This is a genomic window from Streptomyces albidus (ex Kaewkla and Franco 2022) (assembly GCF_013870515.1).
GTDB lineage: Bacteria > Actinomycetota > Actinomycetes > Streptomycetales > Streptomycetaceae > Streptomyces > Streptomyces albidus.
This window is the reverse complement of record NZ_JACBXA010000449.1, coordinates 1-2,304: the sequence shown is the minus strand read 5'-3', so window position 1 is coordinate 2,304 and position 2,304 is coordinate 1. Positions and strand designations below refer to the sequence as shown.

Here is a 2,304-nt window from a genome sequence, read left to right as displayed (position 1 = left end):
CTGCTGGCCCTGGCGCTCATGGCCGGCCTCGCCGTCGTCATGGCGCATCTCGGCGAAATCACCGTGGCCCGCCCGCTGTTGCTGGCCGTCGCGCCCGTACTGCCGCTCGCCGGGGCCGCCCTCTCCTACGGGCGGTACGCCGACCCGTTGTACGAGATCGCCGCCTCGACGCCGTCGGGGGGCCTGCGGCTGCTGCTGATCCGGACGGCGGTCGTGCTGGGGGTGAGCATGCCTCTGCTGACCCTGACCGGCGTGCTGCTCCCCTCCGCACCCGGAACCCCCGGCTCCGCGACCTGGCTGCTGCCCGGACTCGCGCTCACGCTCGCCACGCTCACCCTCGGCTCGTACGTCGGTTGCCGCAACGCGGCGGCCGCGATCTCGGTGACGTGGCTGGCCGGAGTCGTCCTCGCCTCGCGGACGGGGATCGTGCCGGGCGTCGGCGGCGGAAGCACCGCCGACCCGTTCATGACCGCGCTCGCGGAGACACTCGCCGACGCCCTCGCCGGGCCCGCCGTGCAGAGCGGCTGGGCCGTCGCCGCGGGGCTGTGCGCGGGACTTCTGGTGCTGCGCCGTACCTCTTTCGACCACCTGGAGAGCATGTGAACACCCCGACGCCACCGCTCACTTCGTCCACCACGGCCGACGCCGTCACCGTGGCGGTCGACGGTCTGACGGTAAGGCACCGCCGCACCACGGCACTTGACGCGGTCGACCTCGAACTCGGCACGGGAGTGCACGGGTTGCTCGGCCCCAACGGCGCCGGGAAGACGTCCCTGATACGGGTGCTCGCCACGGTCGCCGAGCCGGACTCGGGCGCGGTCCGCATGCTCGGCGGCACGGTGGCCGGCAACGGCTCCGAGCACGCGGCACGCACCACCGTGCGGCGCCGACTCGGCTACCTGCCGCAGGAGTTCGGCTACTACCCGCGCTTCACGGTGCGCGAGTTCGTCACCTACCTCGCCTGGCTGAAGGAGATGCCCGGCGCCGCCACTCCGGCGGCCGTCGAGCGGGCCGTCGACCGCGTCGGCCTCGGCGACCGCATCGACGCGAAGATCCGTACGCTCTCCGGTGGCATGGTGCGCCGGGTCGGCATCGCGCAAGCCATCGTCAACGACCCCGACGTCGTGCTCTTCGACGAGCCCACGGCAGGGCTCGACCCGGAGCAGCGCGTCGAATTCCGGTCGCTGCTGAGGGAATTGGGCACGACCAGCACGGTGATCGTCGCCACCCATCTCGTGGAGGACGTGGCGGCCGCCTGCACCGGCGTGACGTTGATGGAGGCGGGACAGATCGCCTACCAGGGCACCCCGCAGGCGCTGGCAGCCCTCGACGAGGACGCGCACGGCGAAGAGACCGCCGGCGACAACCCCATCGAACGCGGATACATGACGGCTCTTCGCCGCCACCGGTCCCGCTCCGGCGCCGCCCCGGCACGAGCGCTCCCCTGAGCCGCCCGCCGGGCCGTCACGACAGCGCGACGAACGCGGCCCGGACGGCCGGGCAGAGCCTCGTCCTCCGAGGCCCGCACTCTGCCGGCCGCTGACGCCGCCCCGGCTCCCGATCCCTCCTTCTGGCCCCCCACTTCCTTGGACTTGCCATGACCACGGCATCTGCCTCATCGCGTGCGCCTTCCGTCCGCAGTGGAAAGGCCCGCCCCCGGCGTGCCCGTCCACTGCGGACGGAAGCAGGGAAGGGCGTCTGGGCAGCGCTCGTCACCGGCCTGCTGATGTACGCCTGTCTCGCCGAGATCCACAGCGACAACAGGCAGTACCTCGCCTACAGCTGGGTGTGGACACACGACACGCTGCACTCGCGGGGGCTGCTGCTCGGCGGCTCCTTCGCCGTCGCCGCCGGCTGGTGGCACGGCGGCCGGGAACGCCGCCGCGGCACCGTCGAACTGCTCTCCTCGGTGCCCGCCTCGGTTCTTCGGCGCACCGCACCCGCCGCGACACCGGCAGTCCTGTGGCCGGTGGTGAGCTACCTGCTGACCGTCGCCGCGAGCCTCCTCCTCACCTGGACGACGCGGGAGATCCCCTACGGCCGCCCCTCCCCCACGCTCATCGCCGTGGACGCCGTCGCGGTCGCCGCGCTCGGTCTGCTGGGGTTCGTCGCGGGCCGGGTGATCCGGTGGTGGCCGGCCGCCCCTGCGCTGGCCGTGCTCGCCGGCTACTGCATGCACGCCCTCGCCGGAGGAAACCTGCCCGGGCTCGTCCTCCACCGGGACGCCCTCCGCGCGCTCAGCCCCACCACCGCGCACATGACGCCGTGGGAGGTGCCGGTGTGGTGGTACGCCCCCGTGGCCGC

The 2,304-nt window shown here is 73.3% G+C and carries 1 protein-coding gene and 2 pseudogenes; all 3 read left to right on the top strand.

Annotated elements, in window-relative coordinates; translation table 11 throughout:
• Nucleotides 1-603 (top strand): annotated as a pseudogene (locus H5J26_RS30365) (zf-HC2 domain-containing protein); the annotation flags it as partial.
• Nucleotides 600-1,448, top strand: coding sequence for an ABC transporter ATP-binding protein (locus H5J26_RS30360; RefSeq protein WP_181769164.1), 849 nt, complete (start codon nt 600-602; stop codon nt 1,446-1,448). The pseudogene H5J26_RS30365 and the gene H5J26_RS30360, both read left to right, overlap by 4 nt.
• Nucleotides 1,449-1,597: 149 nt before the next feature.
• A pseudogene (locus tag H5J26_RS30355) lies at nt 1,598-2,304 on the top strand (hypothetical protein); the annotation flags it as partial.